We start from the raw sequence: 18,715 nt of genomic DNA on the forward strand, positions 1-18,715 counted from the left end.
TCAATACCGGTTGGGCTCCATTTCCAGATCAACATGAAAACGCTCTGCAATGTCTTTCTGGATGCGCTGCGCCAGGTCCAGCAGTTGCAATCCCGTCGCACTGCCGTAATTGACCAGCACCAGTGCCTGCATCTTGTGCACGCCGGCATCGGCCTCGCGGAAACCTTTCCACCCTGCCCGCTCGATCAGCCAGCCCGCCGCCAGTTTCATCTGCCCGTCGGGTTGCGCGTAGGCCACCAGGTCGGGGTATTCGCCCTTGAGCCGGGCGACCAGCGCCGCTGGCACCAGGGGATTCTTGAAAAAGCTGCCGGCATTGCCGAGCACCGCCGGGTCCGGGAGTTTCTCGTTGCGAATGCTGCAGATGGCCTGGCTGACGTCCGTGGCGGTCGGATGATCGATGCCCTGTTCGGTCAGGCGCTGACGCACCGGACCATATTCCAGGTGCAGCTGTGCAGCGCGATCGAGGATGAAACGCACGCGCAGGATCAACCAGCGCCCAGGTTCCTGCTTGAACACACTGTCGCGGTAAGCGAAGTTGCATTCTTGCAGGCTGAAGTCGCGCAACTCGCCACTCTGGCGATCAAGGGCGGTCAGGCCGGCGAACACATCCTTGATCTCCACGCCATAGGCGCCGATGTTCTGCATGGGCGCGGCGCCCACGGTGCCGGGAATCAGGCTGAGGTTTTCCAGGCCCGACAAGCCCTGCACCAGGGTGTGTTGCACGAACGGATGCCAGGGCTCGCCCGCCTCGGCCTCGATCACGACTTTGCTGCCATCGTCGCTGATCACGCGGATTCCGCGGCTGGCCATGCGCAGTACCAGTGATTCAACATCGGCCGTCAGCAGCAAGTTGCTGCCACCGCCGATCACCAGCAAGGGCACCTGGTGCTCCCGTGCATAAGCCAGGGCCTCACGCACATCAGCGTCGCTGTGGGCCTCGGCGAACAGACGGGCCTGGACATCCACGCCAAAGCTGTTGAACGGCTTGAGTGAAACCCCTGATCGCACCTGCAAACTCATAACCGTTCCTTCAGTTCGATCACCAGCAGGTCACTGGCGCGCTCGATCAGGTCCAACACAATTTCAAAGCCATGCTCACTGTCGTTGTACGGGTCCGGGACTTCTTCGATCTCCGACGGGTAGCGACGCAGGAACAGGTCCAGCTCCGCCCTGCCCTTGGCCGGTTGCAAATCCATGAGGTTGCGCAGGTTGCTGTTGTCCATTGCCAGGATCAGGTCGTACTCGGCGAAATCGGCGCGGGTGACCTGCTGGGCGCGCTGGGCGGACAAATCATAACCGCGCTTTTTCGCCGCCGCCTGGCTGCGCTTGTCCGGTGCACTGCCCACGTGCCAGTCGCCGGTACCGGCGGAGGCCACTTCGACTTGATCGGCCAGCCCCGCTTCGCGCAGTTTATGCCGCAGTACACCTTCGGCCGTGGGTGAACGGCAGATATTGCCCAGGCAGACAAACAGAACCCGCATCAGGCCTCCAGCAGGCGACGAACGCGCTCAAGGTCTTCAAGGGTATCGACACCGGCCGGCGGCGCGATCAGCGCATCGGCGACGTGAATCCGCACCCCGTGCCACAAGGCACGCAGCTGTTCCAGGCATTCGGTGTTTTCCAGCCAGCACGGGCCCCAGCTGACGAAGTCATGCAGGAAACCGGCGCGGTAGGCATAGATGCCGATGTGGCGGCGATACGGCACACCTTCCGGCAACTGCTCGAGGCTCTTGGCGAAGGTGTCCCGGGCCCATGGCAAGGTGGCGCGACTGAAGGTCAGTGCCAGGCCATTGAGGTCGCTGACGACCTTGACCACGTTGGTATTGAACAGACTCTCGACGTCTTCGATTGGCTCGGCCAGGGTGGCCATGCGCGCTTCAGGGTGGGCCGCCAGGTTGACGGCCACCTGATCGATGACACTTGGCGGGATCAGCGGCTCGTCACCCTGGACGTTGACCACGATCGCGTCAGGCGCCAGGCCCAGCTTCGCTGCGACTTCGGCCAGGCGATCGGTGCCGGAGTTGTGATCTACGCGAGTCATCACCACTTGCGCACCAAACCCTTCGCAGGCCTGGGCGATGCGTACGTCGTCCGTGGCCACTACCACACGCTCGGCGCTGCTTTTGCACGCCTGTTCCCACACGTGCTGGATCATCGGCTTGCCGGCGATCAACAGCAGCGGTTTGCCCGGCAGACGGGTTGAGGCATAGCGCGCAGGAATAACAACGGTAAAGGCTGTAGTCATTTATCCAGACGCTCGTCGGTGGTCAGGGTGCGGGCTTCGCTTTCGAGCATGACCGGGATGCCGTCGCGAATCGGGTATGCAAGGCCAGCGCCCTTGCTGATCAGCTCGGTCTTGTCGGCGCTGAGCTTGAGCGGACCTTTACAGACCGGGCAAGCGAGGATGTCGAGCAATTTGGTGTCCATGAACATTCCCTGGATAGAAACGGAGTTAAGGCAAAAGACGAGCCGGCAACAGGCGCATCAACTGTGTATCGAACCAGGCCGTGAAGGCTGGCGACGGCACAGCGTCGACCGCCAGGTACCACCAGTCGGCGGCGGCGAAGGCACGGCACTTCACCGCGTCCTTTTCGGTCATCACCAATGGCAATGGCGGATTGAAATTCAAGGCCTGCACGCTGTATTCGGCGTGGTCGGCGAACGCGTGCGGGACCGGCTGCCAGTGTAACGTTTCGAGGGTCCTGAAGAAACGCTGCGGGTTACCGATCCCGGCCACGGCATGCAGCGCCTGGCCCGCGGGAAAGTGATCGAGCGGGCGCCGTTCGCCGCTTTGCAGGTTGACCAGTGCGGTCGGTTGCAACTGGAAGGCGAAGCCGTCACCGCTGTCGGCCGTGGCGCCGTTGTAGAGCACCGCGTCGACACTTTGCAGACGCTCGACCGGTTCACGCAGTGGCCCGGCCGGCAGGCAACGGCGGTTGCCCAGGCCACGGGCGGCATCGATCAGCACCAGCTCCAGGTCCCGCGCCAGGCGGTAATGCTGCATGCCGTCATCGGACAGGATCAGGTCCAGCGGCTCACTGGCCAGCAAGGCTTTGACCGCCGCGCTGCGATCTGGATCGATCATCAAGGGCACGCCAGTACGCTGCACGATCAACAGCGGCTCATCGCCAGCGATCTCGGCCCCTTGATCCGCCTCGACCCGCCATGGCAATTGCGCAGGCTTGGCGCCGTAACCGCGGCTGACCACGCCGACCCGCAAGCCGCTGCGTTGACAGTGCTGGATCATCCACAGGATCAGCGGGGTCTTGCCGGTGCCGCCGACGGTGATGTTGCCCACCACGATCAGCGGTACCGGTGGCTGATAGATCTCACCCTCGCCCGCCAGAAAGCGCTGGCGCTTGTTGTTGACCACGCGCCGGTACAACCACTCCAGCGGCTGCAGCAGTTTCAGGGCCGGATGGCCTCGGTACCACGCGGCGAGCAGGCGATCGGACATGGCCATCAGGGCGCGGGCGGCGCCGCCTCGACTGTGGTCATGCGCAAATGGCTGAAGCCAAGCTTGCCGGCGGCGTCCATGGCGGTGATGACCGACTGATGCTGGGATTTTCCGTCGGCGCTGATGGACAGCGGCCGGCTGGTGTCGCCATTGGATTGTTTCTGCAGGGCATCCATCAGCGTCGCCAGGTCGCTTTTGGGCAATACCTGGTTGTTCACCGAAAACACTCCGTCGGCGCTGATCGCGATATCCAGCTGCCGGGTCTGGTCGTCGGAAGGCGCGCCGCTGACCGCTTCGGGCAGATCGACGCGCAACTGGGTTTCACGGGTGAAGGTCGTGGTCACGACAAAAAACAGCAGCAGGATAAACACCACGTCGATCAGCGACGCGAGGTTGATGTCCACATTCTCCCGTTGCTTGCGGCGGAATTTCACGCTTTGACCCCCGCCAGATCCACGTCACGATCACCCTGCACCACTTCGACCAGCTTGATCGCTTCCTGCTCCATGCCCACCACCAGCTCATCGATCCGGCGTTGCAGGAAACGGTGGAAGAATACCGAAGGGATACCGACCATCAAACCGGCAGCCGTGGTGATCAGCGCCTTGGAGATACCCCCGGCGAGCACTGCGGCGTTGGTGGTCATGCCCGTGCCCATGAACGCACTGAAAATGTCGATCATGCCCAGCACCGTACCCAAAAGCCCCAGCAACGGGGCCATCGCGGCGATGGTGCCGAGGGCATTGATGTAGCGTTCCAGCTCGTGGATGACCCGCGCGGCAGCCTCTTCGATGCATTCCTTCATGATCTCGCGACCATGCCGGGAGTTGGCCAGGCCCGCGGCCAGGATTTCACCCAGGGGCGAATTGGCGCGCAGCTCCTTGAGCTTTTCCTTGTTCAGTTGCTTGTCCTTGATCCAGACCCAGACCTGCCCGAGCAAATGCTCCGGGGTCACGCGACTGGCTCGCAGGGTCCACAGACGTTCGGCAACGATCGCCATTGCCGCGATGGAACTCAGGATGATCGGCAGCATCATCCAGCCGCCGGATTTGACCAATTCCCACACAGTGACAGTCCCCTCGAAAAAGTGCGCCACTCTAACATAGGGGGTGGGCGCACCGAAGACTGTGATGTCGCATCCGGTCGGCCTTTGCTAACGCCCGGTTATTTGCCCGGGGGTGGTGGATCGCGCCAGAAGCGCCGTTCTTGACGCATCGCGCGTGGCGGCTCGAAACGCCCCAGTTGCAGATGAACGGCGCCTTGCTGCGCGCTGTCGTAGATCGCCGTGCCGCGATTTCGATAGCGGGCAATCACCACCGCATGCGGATGACCGAACGAGTTGCCCTGGCCACGGGAGATCAGCACCGCCTTGGGCTGCAAGACATTGAGCAGCGCCATCGACGACGAACTGCGGCTGCCGTGGTGCGGGGCCTGCAACCAGTCGGTGGGCACGGCCAATGGGCTGTCGAGCAACGCGCGCTCGGCGCTGCTGTCGATGTCACCGCTGAGCAGCAAGCGCTCGCCATTGGCTGTTATCTGCAAGACGCAGGAATTCTGATTGCTGTCCCTGGCCTGTGGCCAATGCCAAAGCCGGAACTCGACCCCGTCCCACGTCCATTGCCGGCCGCTCTCACAGCCCTCGGCCTGCAACCCGGCAGGCAGGTCGGCAGGTTCGCCACTGACCACCCGTTTCACCGGCAACCCATTGGCAACGGCCCGGGCGCCACCGGCGTGATCGGCATGGGCATGGCTGATCAACATCAGGTCAATCTCCTTCACCCCCAGTTTGCGTAACGCTGGCAGTACCACCCGCGCGCCCTGGTCGAGATCTCGAAAACGCGGGCCAGCGTCATACAGCAGCGTGTGATGGCGAGTACGCACCATGATCGCCAACCCTTGGCCCACATCCAGTTGCCAAACCTCGGCAATGCCTTCGGGTAGCAGCGGCCGCGGAGGAAAAACCAGAAGCAGCAGCAAAGGCCATCCTAGCGGACGCAGGGGCACGCCTCGCGGCAGCAACAACAGAAAGGCACCCAGAGTGCCGAGGCCCCAGACCCACAACGGGATGGCCGCGGGCAGCCACGCGGGCACCTTGCCGGCGACCAGTGCCAGCGCGGTGAACAGCCAATCGATCAAACCGCCCGCCAGCCACAGTAACCACTCGCCGACGTGGGGCACCGGCAATAACAAAGTCCCGAGCAATGCCGGAGGCAGCACCACCAGGCTGATCCAGGGCACCGCCAGCAAATTGACCAGTGGGCCGCTGAGGCTGATCGGCAATCCCAGGACCAGCAAGAACGGGCCAAGGCCGATTGCGATCAGCCACTGGGCACGGGTCCAGGTTTGCCACCATGGCCAAGGGCCCAAGCGACCACCGAAGGTGAAGATCAACACCGCCACGGCCGCGAAGGACAGCCAGAATCCCGGCTGCAGACTCGCCAACGGGTCCATCAGCAAGACGCCATTGAGTGCCAGCAACAGCGGCCACCACGCACCCAGGTGACGAAAGCGAAGGCGCCACAGCAGTACCAGGCCAATCATCAGGCAGGCTCGGCGAACCGGCACCTCGAAACCAGCCAACAGCCCATATCCCAGGGCGGCTGCAAAAGCCAGGCCGCAGGCCCAGGGCAACCAAGGCAGACGGCCTGGCCACAAGCCAAAACGGGCAAGCCCGGCGATCAACAGATAAACCATCCCAGCCAACAAGCCGACGTGTTGCCCGGAAATCACCAGCAGATGCACAGTGCCGGTGTCTTGCAACACCTGCCAATCCTCGCGACTGAGCCCCGCGCCGTCGCCCAGCACCAACGCTGTCAGCACGCCCGTTCGCCCCTGGGCGTCCACAGCCTGCAGCCGCTGCCGGACACCGTCGCGCAAGGCCCACCGGGCTGGCGCCAGTCGCTCCCCGGCCTTGACGGTCCCGGTCGCACCGATGCGTTGCGCCAGTAGCCAGGCCTCATAGTCGAACGCATGGGGATTGAGCAAACCCCCAGGTCGCTTCAGCTTGACCGCCAGCCGCCACTGTTCGCCGCTGTTGACCGGCGGGCCGTCGTACCAGGCCAGGCGCAAATGTCGCGGCAGGTCGCTGCGGCGTGACCGGCTGTCGGTCAGTTCGAAACGCACCACCCCTTCGGCGTTCTGCGGCAACCCGGTCACCCGCCCTTCAAGCCAGCGCGTTTCCCCGTCGAGGGTCGGCGCCAGCCGATCGTCCAGGGCCCATTGCGCATGGGCGCAAGCCCAACTCAGGCCGAACAGGAAAAACGCCGCCGGATACGTCCTGAACGGCAGCAAAATCAAACCTGCCACCGGCATCAACAACCACAACCAGACCGGCGGTAACACCGGTAAAAAACGCAAGGCCAACAGACCCAACGCCAGCGCCATCATCCCTGTGCGCATAAGCCCGTCCTTGAGAGTCCCGTCCCTAGGCATAGCCCGCGCAGGGCACGTCCGTCGTTAACAATTGTCACAAAGTCTGAATGGGCGCCTCATGGAATCCAGACATACTTGCCGACCTGACCGACCGAGAAGCCTTATGCCCCGGCGATTATTCAAACGTTACATGCCAGACCCGACCAGCATCAGGGAACACAAGTCCTTACGCTTTCTCGGCACCCTGCTGCATGACCCGAACCTCTGGCACCTCAATCGCCATTCCGTGGCCCGGGCCATGGCGGTCGGCCTGTTCGCGGCATTCCTGCCGATTCCATTGCAGATGCTGGTGGCGGCGATTCTTGCGATCATCGTGCGCGGCAACATGCCGATTGCGGTCAGCCTGGTCTGGCTGACCAACCCGATCACCATGCCGGCCGTGTTCTTCTGCACCTACCAGACCGGTGCCTGGCTGATGGACGTTCCGCCGCGCCATCTGCCGGACGAGCTGACCTGGGAATGGATCAGCGGCGAGCTCTCGACCTTGTGGCAACCGTTTTTGCTGGGATCGGTGGTGACCGGGTTGGTGCTGGGGGCGTTGGCCTATTGCCTGGTGATGATGTATTGGCGCTGGTGGGTGGCGCGACAGTGGCGTCGGCGCAAGCAAAGTCGGCTGTGACAATGCAAAACGGCGCCATAAGGCGCCGTTTTGATTTGGAATGCAACGCGTACCACCAAACAACAAGGTCGAGCGTTAGCTCGCCTCGCTTTTGCTTTGGCTTTTGATCTTGATTTTCTTGCCCCGTCGAGAGGCCGAGTGGAGGTTCTGCGCAGTGGGCAAACCGGCATGGATGCCGGTTTAGCCGCCCTCGGCCCAGAGTGTGTCAAAACATCCAAGCCAACCCTTGCTATGATTCCCCAGGATTTCATCGCAAGGGTTGCCCATGAAACGCTTTATTCAAGGTGAACACCGAGGTCAAAGTACCTTGCTCCCCGAGAGCCTGGACGATTACGTCAGCGACACCAATCCTGTGCGTGTTGTCGATGTCTTCGTGGATGAACTCGACCTGATCGCCTTGGGTTTTCAAAGCGCCGTCCCTGCTGAAACGGGCCGACCGGCTTACCACCCCGCAGTCATGCTGAAGATCTACATCTACGGCTATCTCAATCGCATCCAGTCGAGCCGGCGCCTTGAGCGCGAGGCGCAGCGCAACGTCGAACTGATGTGGCTTACCGGTCGGCTGATGCCGGACTTCAAGACCATCGCCAACTTTCGCAAAGACAACGGCAAGGCCATTCGAGGCGTCTGTCGGCAGTTTGTCGTGCTGTGTCAGCAACTGGGGCTTTTCTCGGAAAACCTCGTTGCGATCGACGGCAGTAAATTCAAGGCGGTGAACCACCGCGACCGCAATTTCACCAGCGCCAAGCTGAAGCGTCGGATGGAAGAAATCGAATCGAGCATTGCCCATTATCTGAAGGCGCTGGATGCGGCTGATCGAGAAGAGACCAAGCCTTCAGGGCCCAAAGGGGGGCTGGAGGAGAAAATCGCCAAACTGAAGGAGCAGATGAAGGCGCTTCAAGCGATTGAAATACAGCTTGAGGCGTCGCCGGACAAACAGGTCTCACTGACCGACCCGGACGCGCGCTCCATGATGACGAGCGGCAAAGGCATCGTGGGTTACAACGTCCAAGCGGCGGTCGATACCAAGCACCATCTGATCGTCGCGCACGAGGTGACCAATGAGGGTCACGACCGTGATCAGCTCAGTTCAATGGCGCTGCAGGCCCGTGAGGCGATGAAACTCCAATCGTTGTCGGTGGTGGCTGACCGAGGGTATTACAAAAGCGGGGAGATCCTTGCCTGCCACGAGGCAGGGATTAGTGCTTATGTACCGAAGACGCTGAGCTCGCGCGCCAAATACGAAGGTCGCTTCGGCAATAATGAATTTGTTTACGACGCGGATAACGATGTGTACGTCTGCCCAGCCCATGAAGCGCTGATCTGGCGCAACTCTTACGTCGATAATGGCAGGACGTTGAACAGTTACTGGAGCTCTAACTGCCGGTCCTGTTCGATCAAGGCGCAATGCACTCCGGCCAGAGAGCGAAAGATACGTCGCTGGGAACATGAAACTGTGCTGGAGGAAATGCAGGTTCGCCTGGCCAATACGCCGCAGATGATGAGCATCCGCAAGCAGACCGTCGAGCATCCCTTCGGGACGCTCAAACAATGGATGGGTGCGACACACTTTTTGACCCGACGGCTTGCCGGAGTGAGCACCGAAATGAGTTTGAATGTGCTCGCTTACAACTTGAAGCGAGTGATGAAAATCCTCGGTGCGCAGAACCTGATGAAAGCGTTGACGGCCTGAAAGGGCTCCTGTTTTGCTCGATGGACGAGCAGAGAAGCCCTACGAGTGGCATTGAAGCGTAATGGAGCTACGGAGAGCACTTTAGGTGTAATTAGCCAGCCAACCACCGTCGGCGCTACGCGCCGACCATGCTTGAATCAGTTTTTACACACTCTGGGCCATGGATGGCCGATGGCGGCGGGCCCACGGAGCAGGACCGGAAGGAGGGCATGCCGAGCCACAGCGAGGCATCGAACGTCAGGGGCAAGAGCCCTTGGTTACTTAGGGCCGGGCGGCGTTCCGTTTTTCCAAGTGACTCGCCGTAAGGGCGAAACCATAAGTGGCCGTTACCGCAGCAATGGATATGTACTCAGTCAAGCCGCCATCGCTGGCAAGCCAGCTCCTACAGTAGATCGGGTACATCCGCGAGACAATGATCAGGTACGCATCCCGCGCCCACTCACCAGCAACCGCGCACATCCCAGGTACAGAATCACAGTCGCCACCAACATGAACGTGATCGCGATACTGATCCGAATATCCGAAACGCCAAGAATGCCGTAACGGAACGCATTGACCATGTGCAATACCGGGTTGGCCAAGGATACGGTCTGCCAAAACGGCGGCAGCAACGAAATCGAGTAGAACACCCCGCCCAGGTAGGTCAACGGCGTCAGCACAAAGGTCGGGATGATCGAGATGTCATCGAAGTTGCGCGCAAATACGGCGTTGATGAAGCCCAGCAGCGAGAAGATCGTCGCCGTCAGCACCACCACCAGAACGGTCACGCCCAGGTGATGCACCTGCAAATCAGTGAAGAACAGCGACAGCAGCGTCACGATGATCCCGACCATCAGGCCGCGCAGCACGCCACCGAGGGTGTAGCCGATCAGGATGGTGTGCGGCGACACCGGCGACACCATCAGCTCTTCGATGGAACGCTGGAACTTGCTGCCGAAGAAACTCGACACCACGTTGCCGTAGGAGTTGGTGATCACCGACATCATGATCAGGCCCGGCACGATGTACTCCATGTACGTGAAGCCACCCATGTTGCCGATCTGTCGACCGATCAGGTTACCGAAGATCACGAAGTACAGAACCATGGTGATCGCTGGCGGTAGCAGCGTCTGCGGCCAGATCCGGGTAAAGCGCCGGACCTCACGGTAAACGATGGTGTTGAGGGCAACGAGGTTGGGTTGCAGCTCGGAACTCATACCGCCACCTTCGACAGATTTTTCTCCACCAGGGACACGAACAACTCCTCGAGGCGATTGGTTTTGTTGCGCAGGCTCAGCACTTCGATGTTCTGCTGCGCCAGCTGAGTGAACAGCGCGGTGATGCCCATGCTTTTGTCCACTTGGACTTCCAGGGTGTGAGCATCGAGCAAGCGTGACGGATAGCCAAGCAGCTGCGGCGGTGCGCTCACACTGCTCTTCAAATCCAGCAGGAAGGTCTCGACATGCAGTTGGCCGAGCAACTGCTTCATGCTGGTGTTTTCGACGATAACGCCGTGGTCGATGATGCCGATGTTGCGGCACAGCTGCTCAGCCTCCTCCAGGTAGTGCGTGGTGAGGATGATGGTGATGCCTTTCTTGTTCAGCTCGGTGAGGAAGGTCCACATCGAGCGACGCAGTTCAATGTCCACGCCAGCAGTCGGTTCGTCGAGGATCAACAGGCGCGGTTCGTGGACCAGCGCACGGGCGATCATCAGGCGCCGCTTCATGCCGCCGGACAGCGAACGCGACGGCACATCGCGCTTGTCCCACAGACCAAGCTGGGTCAGGTACTGCTCGGCGCGTTCCTTGGCGACTTTCGCCGGGATGCCGTAGTAACCGGCCTGGGTCACGACAATGTCGAAGGTCTTTTCGAACTGGTTGAAGTTGAATTCCTGGGGCACGACGCCAATGGAGCGCTTGAGCGCCGCCGGGTTCTTGTCCAGGTCGTGACCGAAGATATTCACCGTGCCGCTGGTCTTGTTCACCAGGGTCGACAGAATGCCGATGGTCGTGGATTTGCCGGCGCCGTTGGGGCCGAGCAAGGCGAAGAAGTCACCTTCGGCGACATCCAGATCGATACCACTCAAGGCCTGGAAACCGTTGCCGTAGGTTTTGGTTAGCTGCCGGATGGACAGAGCGGAACTCATATCGGATTACGCACCAAGAAGGGGAAGAAAGGGACAGATATGGGCGGGCGGCAAGCAAAACAACCGCGGCGCATGGACGCAATGGTGCTTGTCGCCGCCGCACAAGTACAGTCAAGTGTGTCGATAGTGAGTATTAAGTCAACGCGGTCATGACCGCCTTGCGATACGCCGGACGCTCTTGCAATCGTGCGTACCAGGCCTCCAGATGGGGCTTGGGCGAACGTTCGATCGGCATCTCGAACCAGGCATAAATGAAACTGCCCAAGGGAATGTCGCCCATGCCGATCTCGTCACCGGACAGGTAGGGCTGGGTCACCAGCGCCTGGTCAGCCATCGCCAGCAGCGTCTCGCATTCCTTGATCGCCGCGTTGATCGCGGGCCAGTCCTGTTGCTCGGCCGGGGTGCGCAGAACGCCCCAGAACACCGTGCGGAACGGCCCGGCAAGACTGGACGTGGTCCAGTCCATCCACTTCTCGGCGCTGGCCCGCGCTTGCAGGTCTGCTGGATACCACGGGGTGTTGGGCGCATGCCTGGCCATCAGGTAACGCACGATGGCGTTGGATTCCCACAGCACGAAGCCATCGTCTTCAATCACCGGCACGCGGCCATTGGGGTTCATGGCGCGGTACTCGGGCGTATCGACGACACCAAAGGCACCGCCGGCGTCGATGGCCTCATAGGCCAGGCCCAGTTCCTCGGCGGCCCACAATGGTTTCCTGACATTCGATGAATTCTTCCGACCCCAGATCTTCAGCATGACCGCCTCTTTATGGATGAATGCGCAGGCAGCATACGCCGGATCAGGCGCGACTCAAATCGCTCTGCATGTCCCCCAGCAGCGCCGGCAGTTGCTCGTCGAACAGGTGCGGATAACACTTTTCGAGGTGTTCGAAGAAGAACTTTTCCGGCACTTCGCTGAACTGGCCGTGATCGATCATGTACTCCATCAACTTCTCGCCGTCGCGATTGTAGGGATGAAAAACGCTGTCGTTGATCCCGTCGAATTCCAGTGGCGCCACATTGAACAGGTCGCACAAGCCCTGGTTGAACGCCGGGGTAGCCTTGACCCAACGCCCGTTCAGATAAAGTTCGGTGTAGCCGTGCATGGCGAACACGTCGCTCTTGAGCAATTCGAGCAAGCGCGGCGTCGACAGATGATTGCGCACATCCGCCAAACCGATCCGCGCGGGTATGCCGCAGTGCCGCGCTGTACCGGCCAGCAGTGTGGCTTTCGGCACGCAGTAACTTTCCCCGGCCGCCAGCGCATGACTGCCGCACAAGGTCTGCGGATCACGGCTGAAGGTATAGGGGTTGTAGCGCACTGCCTCTCGCACCGCGTAATAGAGATGGACCGCCTGCTCGAGCGGGTCGCGACTGGCACCGCGGTGTTTTTCGGCGAACTCCACCACCGAGGGGTGGTCACTATCGATGAAGCGGCCGGGGCTCAGGTACTCGTGCATGCGGGCAATCTCCTTGAGAAGTCTCGAGTCTATCGAGAGGTTCAGCACAGAGATAACGACGTTTCGGCCAAACATGGGCGCTTTGCCGCCCGCTCAATGAACGATTTTTCACGGTCTGTCGCGCCTAAGGCCTACACAATCATCCAGGGTTTCCCACGATTTCAATCCCCTCGCTCTGACCACCCGGTTTTACGGATGCCGTCTAAGCTCTGTGGGTTGGTACGCCCTGGGTTCACGGAGGATTAAATATGCTGCTGTTGTGGATACTGGTTCTGGTTGTCGGGATAGCTTATTTAGCCCACCGTCGCATCGCGCCGCTGCCTGCCCTGGGCATCGTGGCTGTCTATCTGCTGGCAATGGGCGCGTTCAGTCGCGCGCCGGGTTGGCTGCTGCTAATTTTCTGGGTGCTGACCGCCGCCGTGGCGGCGCCCCTGCTTTTGCCTGACCTGCGCCGCAAGTTCTTCAGCGCACCGATGTTCAACTGGTTCCAGAAAACCCTGCCGCCGATGTCGGAAACCGAACGCGATGCCATCGAAGCTGGCACCGTGTGGTGGGACGGCGAACTGTTCAGCGGTCGTCCGGACTGGAACAAACTGTTGTCCTATCCCAAGGTGCAACTGAATGAAGAAGAACAGGCCTTCATCGACGGCCCGACCGAAGAACTCTGCGCCATGGTCAGTGACTGGCAGCTCGGTCAAACCATGGACTTGCCGGCCGAGGCCTGGGCTTACATCAAGGACCAGGGCTTCTTTGCCCTGATCATCCCCAAGGAGTTTGGCGGCAAGGGTTTCTCGGCCTACGCCCACTCGCAAGTGGCGATGAAACTGGCCAGTCACAGCGGCGATCTCGCCTCCACCGTAATGGTCCCCAACTCCCTCGGCCCTGCCGAACTGTTGCTGCATTACGGCACCGACGAACAGCGCAACCATTACCTGCCACGCCTGGCGCGCGGCGATGAAATCCCCTGCTTTGCCCTGACCGGTCCCCTCGCCGGTTCGGACGCCGGCGCCATGCCCGACACCGGGGTGATCTGCAAAGGCGAATGGGAAGGCAAGGAAACCCTCGGCCTGCGCCTGAACTGGGAAAAACGCTACATCACCCTGGGCCCGGTCGCTACCCTGCTCGGCCTGGCGTTCAAGGCCTATGACCCGGACCACCTGCTGGGCGAAGAGGAGGACCTGGGTATCAGTCTGGCGCTGATTCCAACCGACCTGCCCGGCGTGGACATCGGCCGTCGTCACCTGCCCCTGGGGGCGGCGTTCATGAACGGCCCGAACTCCGGCAAGGATGTGTTCGTGCCGCTGGAGTTCCTGATCGGCGGCCAGGAAATGCTCGGCAAGGGCTGGATGATGCTGATGAATTGCCTGTCCGTCGGGCGTTCGATCTCCCTGCCGGCGGTGGGCACCGGCATGGCCAAGTTCACCAGCCTGGTGACCGGCCAGTACGCGCAGGTTCGCGAGCAGTTCAACGTGCCGATTGCCGCGTTCGGAGGCATCCAGGAAGCCATGGCGCGCATCGGCGGCAACGCCTGGATGATGGACGCCACGCGGATGCTGACCGCCAACGCGGTGGACCTGGGCGAGAAACCGTCGGTGCTGTCGGCGATCCTCAAGTACCACCTCACCGAGCGCGGCCGCGAGTGCATCAGCCAGGCGATGGATGTGCATGGCGGCAAGGCGATCATCATGGGGCCGAACAATTACCTGGGGCGCAAATGGAACGGCGCACCGATCTTCATCACCGTGGAAGGCGCGAACATTCTTTCGCGCAACCTGATGATCTTCGGCCAGGGCGCGATTCGCTGCCACCCCTTCGTACTCAAGGAAATGGCCCTGGCCACACGGGAGGACAAGGACCAGGCACTCACCGAGTTCGATGGCCTGCTGCTCAAGCACATCGGCTTTGCCGTGGGCAACGCCGCCAGCACGCTGGTGTTGAACCTGGGTTTCGGGCACCTGGAGCACATGCCGGGCGACAAGCTCAGCCAGGGTTATTTCCGCGCGCTGAACCGTCAGGCTGCCGCCTTCGCCCTGCTCGCCGACCTCAGCATGATGCTGCTCGGCGGCGAACTGAAACGGCGCGAACGCCTGTCGGCACGGCTGGGCGATGTGCTGAGCAACATGTACCTGGCCAGCGCCGCGCTCAAGCGCTACAACGACCTCGACTCACCGGAGTACATGAGGCCGCTGTTTACCTGGGCCATGGAGGAAAGTCTCGGGCACGGCGAGCGGGCCATGGATGAACTGCTCAACAACTTTCCGAACAAGGTGCTGGGCTGTCTGTTGCGAGTGATCGTGTTCCCGTTCGGCCGTCGCCACAAAGGGCCGTCGGACAAACTCGGCGCCGAAGTGGCGGCGGTGATTGGCCGCGCCAAGGGCGATCCGGCCCTGGAAGAAGTGCTGCTGGGTTGCTACCGCCCACAATCGGTCGAAGACCCTGTTGGCGTCCTGCAGCACACCTGCAATCTGTTGGACGCTGCGCAACCCTTGCGCAAGAAACTGCACGTGGCGCTCAAGAGCGGTCAGGTCAAACCGGTCGCCGGGGAAAATGTCATCGAGGCCGCACTGGAAGCCGGCGTGTTGCAACCGGTAGAAGCACAGACACTGCGTGAGGCCGAAGCATCGCGACGCAAAGTCATCGATGTCGATGCTTTCGATAAAGAGGAAATAGCCCTGACCGAGGGTAGCGTGCGCTGATCCATCCAGCTCTCGATCATGGGAAAATGCGCGCGGGAGCTTTATACTCCCGCGCCCGTTTTGCTCTTGAGGACTTATCTCGTGTCCAACATCGTTGCCGATCATCTCGTTTTGCTCGACCACTTGCGCAGCATCCTGGTCGCCGTAGGTGAGGCCGAACAGGTTCCCGAAGAAAGCCATGCCTTGTTCCTGGAGCGCTTCGACGAACTGCTGGCGTCCCTGCCGATCGATCCGATCGAAAGCCAATACCTGGGCCAGGACATCCTGACTCAAGTCATTTCCCGTTATCCGCAAATCGCCCACCTGATCCCACGGGATCTGCTGTGGTATTTCGCCGGTGACTGCCTGCACTACTTGTCCGATGAAGAAATCGACCTGTACCAGGCACTGGAAGAGCGTCGTTTCGAAGCCGAACAGAATGACGAACCTTTCGACTGGAACCAGGAGAAACAGCTGCTGGCGTTGTCGAATCAGGACAGCAAGCACTGATACAAAAGATCGCAGCCTGCGGCAGCTCCTACAGGGGAATTGCGTACCACCTGTAGGAGCTGCCGCAGGCTGCGATCTTTGCTTTTGCCTCAGAACAACCCTTCACTCTCGGGCAACTCATACTCCGAAACCGGCGTACTCAGCGTGCTCGACTTGCCTGGCTTGCCCAACGTCGGCTCCTTCTCCAGACACTCCACCAGGTAATCAATCAATACCCGTAGCTTGGGCGGCAGGTATCGGGTTGGCGAATACAGCAACCAGGCGCCTCCGTGGTAGGACGCCAGGAACGTCCAGTCCGGCAGCACCTGCACCATCAACCCCTTCTCCAAGGCACGACGCGCGGTGAAATACGGCAGGCTGCCAATGCCGATGTGCTGCAACACCGCGCCAAAACGTACACCGGTGTGATTGGCGGCATACCGTCCGCGCACTCCGACGGTTACGGTTTTGCTGCCTTTCTTAAACTTCCACCGCGCATCGCTCGGGGTTTCGCCCAGATAAATGCAACTGTGGTTGAGCAGGTCATGGGGGTGAGTCGGCGTCCCGTGCTCGGCCAGATACTCGGGTGTGGCGCAGAGCAGATGGTCGATGCTCAGCAGCTGTCGCCCCACCAACCCCGCTGGTGGCCGGTCGGTGATGCGAATCGCCAGGTCGACGTGATCGTCGATCAGATCCACCTGACGATCCTCAAGCAACAACTCCACATCCACCTTGGGATAACGGCGCAAAAACTCCGGCATATGCGGGTGAATCACGATTCGGCCTACCGCTTTAGGGACGCTGATGCGCACCACTCCCTCGGGCTCATCAGTGAACTGACCACTGATTTCCATCACGGACCGGGCCGCGTTGACCATCTCCTGGCACCGCTTGAAGACCTCCTCGCCACCATCGCTCAAACGCAGCTTTCGTGTAGTCCGTTGCAGCAAACGGGTGGCCAGGGCCTTCTCCAGTCGCGAGATGCTGCGACTCACCGCCGAGGGCGAAGAGCCCAATTGCCGAGCGGCTTCGGAGAAGCTGCCGGTTTCGACGACCTTGACGAAAATCGCCATTTCACCCAGTAATGGCAGTGGAAGATTTATGCTCACAACGCAACAGTCCTTTGATGTTTGAACGGATTATCACGCTAATCCACGCTTCATATAATAAAAAATAGAAATTTGATTACGAGCTTGGAATATGACGCTTCGCCTCTTTTTCCACAGTGATGACCTCAAGGCAAATGTGGAAGTCCTGGATTGCGCACCTCACGAGAACGAATTCGCCGTGGTGCTGCGCGCAACCTTGTTTCACCCTCAGGGCGGCGGACAACCTTGCGATACGGGGTGGATCGGCGACAGCCGGGTACTGCGCGTAGTCCAGGATCCTGACCGGATCGTCCATTTCGTCGATCAGCCGGTCAACCCCGGCATGACCCAGATCCGCATCGACGAGCAACGTCGCCAGTTCAATACCCGCATGCATTCGGCCGGCCACCTGATTGGCCACTTCGTCCAGGCCATGGGCTGGATGCCGATCAAGGCGCATCACTGGCCCGGCGAAGGACGTGTGCAATTCAAACCGGCAGACTCGGCCCAGGACGTTGACACGCAGACCGTTCAGGACGGCCTCGAACAGTGGATCGCCCATGATCTGCCGCGCCTGACATCGCTGCGCGAAGGCGCCCGGGAAATCAGTTTCGGTGAACTGCCGGCCTATGGCTGTGGCGGCACCCATGTACGTAGCCTGAAAGACCTGGGCACGGTCACGATCTCGTCCCTTTCGCAAAAGAAAGGCACGTTGTCCGTCCACTACCACGTGGACTGAACCTGCGACGCGCCTATAAAGGCCCGCTCAGTCTGACTGGCGGGCCTTTTCTCTGCGATGGACATAAATCGCGCACAAACAAAAACGCCGCTCAATGAGCGGCGTTTTTGTTAAATATGGAGCGGGAAACGAGACTCGAACTCGCGACCCCGACCTTGGCAAGGTCGTGCTCTACCAACTGAGCTATTCCCGCAAAAAGCATCCCCTGGGGGACTCTAACACCTGTTACAAACAAAAACGCCACTCGGTGAGCGGCGTTTTCGTCAAATATGGAGCGGGAAACGAGACTCGAACTCGCGACCCCGACCTTGGCAAGGTCGTGCTCTACCAACTGAGCTATTCCCGCAAATGGCGTCCCCTAGGGGACTCGAACCCCTGTTACCGCCGTGAAAGGGCGGTGTCCTAGGCCACTAGACGAAGGGGACACGCTGCCCGGAACACATGGTGTGTGTTTCGGTGCCCAGATCCGCATCCGAAGACTTGGTTCTGGTTTCACTCAGCCCTGCCCGAAAGCAAGACCGTTTAAAAATGGAGCGGGAAACGAGACTCGAACTCGCGACCCCGACCTTGGCAAGGTCGTGCTCTACCAACTGAGCTATTCCCGCAATGGCGTCCCCTAGGGGACTCGAACCCCTGTTACCGCCGTGAAAGGGCGGTGTCCTAGGCCACTAGACGAAGGGGACACACTACAACATTCACTGCCTGCTTCGTTTCGCTGTGTGCTTTACGCTGCAAGTGGCGCGCATTCTATGGATGGATTGAGAGGTCGTCAACCCCCTGTTATAAATTTATTTAAATCAATGACTTCGGACTGCTTTTAAGGCCCCTTGCGGTTTTCCGTCGCCCGGGGTCTGGCGCCTATATTCTGACACTCGCCAAGACGTTATAGTCGACGCCATGAGTGATGGCAATATGCTCCTGAGGTGCCAGCATTTATA

At 60.5% G+C, this 18,715-nt stretch carries 18 protein-coding genes and 5 tRNA genes; 5 read left to right on the plus strand and 18 right to left on the minus strand.

The window, feature by feature from the left end:
* From murB to DKB71_RS25805, 8 genes are all read right to left on the minus strand, one after another.
* Positions 1 to 1,020, minus strand: coding sequence for a UDP-N-acetylmuramate dehydrogenase (murB, locus tag DKB71_RS25770; RefSeq protein WP_408598267.1), 1,020 nt, complete (start codon positions 1,018 to 1,020; stop codon positions 1 to 3).
* Positions 1,017 to 1,481, minus strand: a complete 465-nt coding sequence (locus DKB71_RS25775) for a low molecular weight protein-tyrosine-phosphatase (RefSeq protein WP_408598269.1) — start codon at positions 1,479 to 1,481, stop codon at positions 1,017 to 1,019. The genes murB and DKB71_RS25775 overlap by 4 nt, the downstream gene beginning before the upstream one ends.
* The gene (gene kdsB / locus DKB71_RS25780; protein ID WP_323608674.1) at positions 1,481 to 2,245 is read right to left on the minus strand and encodes a 3-deoxy-manno-octulosonate cytidylyltransferase; all 765 of its coding nucleotides are present in this window, start codon (positions 2,243 to 2,245) and stop codon (positions 1,481 to 1,483) included. The genes DKB71_RS25775 and kdsB overlap by 1 nt, the downstream gene beginning before the upstream one ends.
* Positions 2,242 to 2,427, minus strand: a complete 186-nt coding sequence (locus DKB71_RS25785) for a Trm112 family protein (RefSeq protein WP_003179363.1) — start codon at positions 2,425 to 2,427, stop codon at positions 2,242 to 2,244. The genes kdsB and DKB71_RS25785 overlap by 4 nt, the downstream gene beginning before the upstream one ends.
* A gap of 25 nt (positions 2,428 to 2,452) precedes the next feature.
* The gene (gene lpxK / locus DKB71_RS25790) at positions 2,453 to 3,463 is read right to left on the minus strand and encodes a tetraacyldisaccharide 4'-kinase (RefSeq protein WP_274072947.1); all 1,011 of its coding nucleotides are present in this window, start codon (positions 3,461 to 3,463) and stop codon (positions 2,453 to 2,455) included.
* Entirely contained in the window at positions 3,463 to 3,891 is a 429-nt protein-coding gene (locus DKB71_RS25795) for a biopolymer transporter ExbD (protein WP_046817688.1), read from the minus strand. Before DKB71_RS25795 ends, lpxK begins: the two co-directional genes overlap by 1 nt.
* On the minus strand, positions 3,888 to 4,523 hold the full coding sequence (locus tag DKB71_RS25800) for a MotA/TolQ/ExbB proton channel family protein (RefSeq protein WP_008066570.1): 636 nt from the start codon (positions 4,521 to 4,523) through the stop codon (positions 3,888 to 3,890). Before DKB71_RS25800 ends, DKB71_RS25795 begins: the two co-directional genes overlap by 4 nt.
* Positions 4,524 to 4,621: 98 nt before the next feature.
* Positions 4,622 to 6,856, minus strand: a complete 2,235-nt coding sequence (locus DKB71_RS25805) for a DNA internalization-related competence protein ComEC/Rec2 (protein WP_408598271.1) — start codon at positions 6,854 to 6,856, stop codon at positions 4,622 to 4,624.
* 136 nt (positions 6,857 to 6,992) lie between these two features.
* Between DKB71_RS25805 and DKB71_RS25810 the strand changes: the two genes are divergently transcribed.
* A complete protein-coding gene (locus DKB71_RS25810) occupies positions 6,993 to 7,508 on the plus strand; it encodes a DUF2062 domain-containing protein (RefSeq protein ID WP_274072945.1) in 516 nt (171 codons plus the stop codon).
* A 265-nt stretch (positions 7,509 to 7,773) separates the two neighbouring features.
* The gene (locus tag DKB71_RS25815; RefSeq protein WP_408596762.1) at positions 7,774 to 9,201 is read left to right on the plus strand and encodes an IS1182 family transposase; all 1,428 of its coding nucleotides are present in this window, start codon (positions 7,774 to 7,776) and stop codon (positions 9,199 to 9,201) included.
* Positions 9,202 to 9,617: 416 nt separating this feature from the next.
* Here the strand turns inward: DKB71_RS25815 and DKB71_RS25820 are convergent, their stop codons facing one another.
* The 4 genes from DKB71_RS25820 to DKB71_RS25835 form a co-directional block, all read right to left on the minus strand.
* Positions 9,618 to 10,397: an ABC transporter permease gene (locus tag DKB71_RS25820; protein WP_408598273.1), complete on the minus strand. Its 780-nt coding sequence runs from the start codon at positions 10,395 to 10,397 to the stop codon at positions 9,618 to 9,620.
* A complete protein-coding gene (locus DKB71_RS25825; RefSeq protein ID WP_323628857.1) occupies positions 10,394 to 11,326 on the minus strand; it encodes an ABC transporter ATP-binding protein in 933 nt (310 codons plus the stop codon). Before DKB71_RS25825 ends, DKB71_RS25820 begins: the two co-directional genes overlap by 4 nt.
* 133 nt (positions 11,327 to 11,459) lie before the next feature.
* Positions 11,460 to 12,083, minus strand: a complete 624-nt coding sequence (locus tag DKB71_RS25830; protein WP_408598275.1) for a glutathione S-transferase family protein — start codon at positions 12,081 to 12,083, stop codon at positions 11,460 to 11,462.
* A 43-nt stretch (positions 12,084 to 12,126) separates the two neighbouring features.
* On the minus strand, positions 12,127 to 12,786 hold the full coding sequence (locus tag DKB71_RS25835) for a transglutaminase-like domain-containing protein (protein ID WP_408598277.1): 660 nt from the start codon (positions 12,784 to 12,786) through the stop codon (positions 12,127 to 12,129).
* 248 nt (positions 12,787 to 13,034) lie between these two features.
* Here DKB71_RS25835 and DKB71_RS25840 point away from each other — a divergent pair, with 248 nt between their 5' ends.
* Together DKB71_RS25840 and DKB71_RS25845 are read left to right on the plus strand one after the other, a co-directional pair.
* Positions 13,035 to 15,482, plus strand: coding sequence for an acyl-CoA dehydrogenase (locus DKB71_RS25840; RefSeq protein WP_408598279.1), 2,448 nt, complete (start codon positions 13,035 to 13,037; stop codon positions 15,480 to 15,482).
* A gap of 81 nt (positions 15,483 to 15,563) precedes the next feature.
* Positions 15,564 to 15,971, plus strand: coding sequence for a PA2817 family protein (locus tag DKB71_RS25845; protein ID WP_007991629.1), 408 nt, complete (start codon positions 15,564 to 15,566; stop codon positions 15,969 to 15,971).
* 89 nt (positions 15,972 to 16,060) lie between these two features.
* Here the strand turns inward: DKB71_RS25845 and DKB71_RS25850 are convergent, their stop codons facing one another.
* Entirely contained in the window at positions 16,061 to 17,059 is a 999-nt protein-coding gene (locus tag DKB71_RS25850; protein ID WP_323628852.1) for a LysR family transcriptional regulator, read from the minus strand.
* Between the two features lie 91 nt (positions 17,060 to 17,150).
* Here DKB71_RS25850 and DKB71_RS25855 point away from each other — a divergent pair, with 91 nt between their 5' ends.
* The gene (locus tag DKB71_RS25855; RefSeq protein ID WP_408598282.1) at positions 17,151 to 17,777 is read left to right on the plus strand and encodes an alanyl-tRNA editing protein; all 627 of its coding nucleotides are present in this window, start codon (positions 17,151 to 17,153) and stop codon (positions 17,775 to 17,777) included.
* A gap of 117 nt (positions 17,778 to 17,894) precedes the next feature.
* On the opposite strand, the gene DKB71_RS25860 is transcribed toward DKB71_RS25855, so the two are convergent.
* The 5 genes from DKB71_RS25860 to DKB71_RS25880 all read right to left on the minus strand — a co-directional run bounded on the left by DKB71_RS25860 (position 17,895) and on the right by DKB71_RS25880 (position 18,460).
* Positions 17,895 to 17,970: transfer RNA gene (locus DKB71_RS25860), tRNA-Gly, on the minus strand.
* A 77-nt stretch (positions 17,971 to 18,047) separates the two neighbouring features.
* Positions 18,048 to 18,123, minus strand: a tRNA-Gly gene (locus DKB71_RS25865).
* 3 nt (positions 18,124 to 18,126) lie between these two features.
* Positions 18,127 to 18,202: transfer RNA gene (locus DKB71_RS25870), tRNA-Glu, on the minus strand.
* A gap of 104 nt (positions 18,203 to 18,306) precedes the next feature.
* Positions 18,307 to 18,382 (minus strand) — tRNA-Gly (locus tag DKB71_RS25875).
* Positions 18,383 to 18,384: 2 nt separating this feature from the next.
* A tRNA-Glu gene (locus DKB71_RS25880) sits at positions 18,385 to 18,460 on the minus strand.
* Positions 18,461 to 18,715: the final 255 nt, after the last annotated feature.

This window comes from Pseudomonas sp. PLMAX, assembly GCF_046042685.1.
GTDB lineage: Bacteria > Pseudomonadota > Gammaproteobacteria > Pseudomonadales > Pseudomonadaceae > Aquipseudomonas > Aquipseudomonas putida_AE.

Excerpts from the sequence above, each read along its gene's own strand:
- DKB71_RS25830 (WP_408598275.1), bottom strand. The coding sequence starts at position 12,083 with ATGCTGAAGATCTGGGGTCGGAAGAATTCATCGAATGTCAGGAAACCA.
- DKB71_RS25820 (WP_408598273.1), bottom strand. The coding sequence starts at position 10,397 with ATGAGTTCCGAGCTGCAACCCAACCTCGTTGCCCTCAACACCATCGTT.
- DKB71_RS25835 (WP_408598277.1), bottom strand. The coding sequence starts at position 12,786 with ATGCACGAGTACCTGAGCCCCGGCCGCTTCATCGATAGTGACCACCCC.
- kdsB (WP_323608674.1), bottom strand. The coding sequence starts at position 2,245 with ATGACTACAGCCTTTACCGTTGTTATTCCTGCGCGCTATGCCTCAACC.
- DKB71_RS25785 (WP_003179363.1), bottom strand. The coding sequence starts at position 2,427 with ATGGACACCAAATTGCTCGACATCCTCGCTTGCCCGGTCTGTAAAGGT.
- DKB71_RS25815 (WP_408596762.1), top strand. The coding sequence starts at position 7,774 with ATGAAACGCTTTATTCAAGGTGAACACCGAGGTCAAAGTACCTTGCTC.
- DKB71_RS25855 (WP_408598282.1), top strand. The coding sequence starts at position 17,151 with ATGACGCTTCGCCTCTTTTTCCACAGTGATGACCTCAAGGCAAATGTG.
- DKB71_RS25810 (WP_274072945.1), top strand. The coding sequence starts at position 6,993 with ATGCCCCGGCGATTATTCAAACGTTACATGCCAGACCCGACCAGCATC.
- DKB71_RS25775 (WP_408598269.1), bottom strand. The coding sequence starts at position 1,481 with ATGCGGGTTCTGTTTGTCTGCCTGGGCAATATCTGCCGTTCACCCACG.
- lpxK (WP_274072947.1), bottom strand. The coding sequence starts at position 3,463 with ATGGCCATGTCCGATCGCCTGCTCGCCGCGTGGTACCGAGGCCATCCG.
- murB (WP_408598267.1), bottom strand. The coding sequence starts at position 1,020 with ATGAGTTTGCAGGTGCGATCAGGGGTTTCACTCAAGCCGTTCAACAGC.
- DKB71_RS25805 (WP_408598271.1), bottom strand. The coding sequence starts at position 6,856 with ATGCGCACAGGGATGATGGCGCTGGCGTTGGGTCTGTTGGCCTTGCGT.
- DKB71_RS25840 (WP_408598279.1), top strand. The coding sequence starts at position 13,035 with ATGCTGCTGTTGTGGATACTGGTTCTGGTTGTCGGGATAGCTTATTTA.
- DKB71_RS25825 (WP_323628857.1), bottom strand. The coding sequence starts at position 11,326 with ATGAGTTCCGCTCTGTCCATCCGGCAGCTAACCAAAACCTACGGCAAC.